A 1,213-nucleotide genomic window follows, 5' to 3' on the forward strand; every position below is an offset into this window, starting at 1 on the left:
CTATGCCTTATTCATATAAGACCTGTGTTGTCTTTCCCAAAGTATTCACCCGTTTCCGCATTGAAACTATGTGTAGTGCGCATTCCGTGTTCTGTAATATCGATAGACCAACCCGCAGGGATAGTCTTTGACCCTTCAGCACGAGTCGACAGCCAAAAGTAGATGTCAATATTAGGCTCATCGCCCTCTTTCACGAACTTCTCCTGACCCTTTCCAGTTTTTCTATCTATATACCCTTCCTTCTCAAGCCAGCGCAGGATGTTTATAGGTTTCAGGCGCAGCTTCTCAAACTTCTTGTCCTCATCGGTTTCTTTTATAAGGTTGCCTTGATTGTCATACTCGCGCCAAATGCCAATATCAATAGATGAACAGAAAAAGCGTTTTCCCGACTCTATGAGAACTCCGTTTTTATGGAATATTCTTACTTCCTTGTAGTAAGTAAAAGGAGGGATTGTTACCAAAGCATCATAATCCTTATCAAAATACACCTTAACCTGTGTACTATCTCTATCCACATAAATGGCAAAGCTGTTGTCTCCATCTTTACCATTTACTTCCTTGATTTTGCTTTTATAATATTGTACATCGAATCTTTCAGTTGTCTTCATTGTTGTTGCCTCCTTGTCTTTTTGCGCATTGCAGCAAGTACAGTACAACGCAGTTAGTAATATTAGAATGAGATGTTTCATACTTTTATTCTTGTCATTATCTTTTTCTACTTATAGTTCTAAGTTTGACGAGACTATGCCTTATTCATATAAGACCTGTGTTGTCTTTCCCAAGTATTCACCCGTTTCCGCATTGAAACTATGTGTAGTGCGCATTCCGTGTTCTGTAATATCGATAGACCAACCCGCAGGGATAGTCTTTGACCCTTCAGCACGAGTCGACAGCCAAAAGTAGATGTCAATATTAGGCTCATCGCCCTCTTTCACGAACTTCTCCTGACCCTTTCCAGTTTTTCTATCTATATACCCTTCCTTCTCAAGCCAGCGCAGGATGTTTATAGGTTTCAGGCGCAGCTTCTCAAACTTCTTGTCCTCATCGGTTTCTTTTATAAGGTTGCCTTGATTGTCATACTCGCGCCAAATGCCAATATCAATAGATGAACAGAAAAAGCGTTTTCCCGACTCTATGAGAACTCCGTTTTTATGGAATATTCTTACTTCCTTGTAGTAAGTAAAAGGAGGGATTGTTACCAAAGCATCATAAT

General features: G+C 40.1%; 2 protein-coding genes. Both read right to left on the bottom strand.

The genetic code is table 11. The features are described 5' to 3' along the window. Positions 1-11 precede the first annotated feature (11 nt). A complete protein-coding gene (locus tag HMPREF0666_RS15860) occupies positions 12-689 on the bottom strand; it encodes a hypothetical protein (protein WP_009013413.1) in 678 nt (225 codons plus the stop codon). Between the two features lie 60 nt (positions 690-749). Next, positions 750-1,213: hypothetical protein (locus tag HMPREF0666_RS17760; RefSeq protein WP_009013414.1), on the bottom strand; the 464-nt coding region annotated here is incomplete at its 5' end.

The sequence above is a fragment of the Prevotella sp. C561 genome, from assembly GCF_000224595.1.
GTDB lineage: Bacteria > Bacteroidota > Bacteroidia > Bacteroidales > Bacteroidaceae > Prevotella > Prevotella jejuni.

Bases quoted from the DNA above. Each gene is read 5' to 3' on its own strand.
- HMPREF0666_RS15860 (WP_009013413.1), bottom strand. From the start codon at position 689: ATGAAACATCTCATTCTAATATTACTAACTGCGTTGTACTGTACTTGC.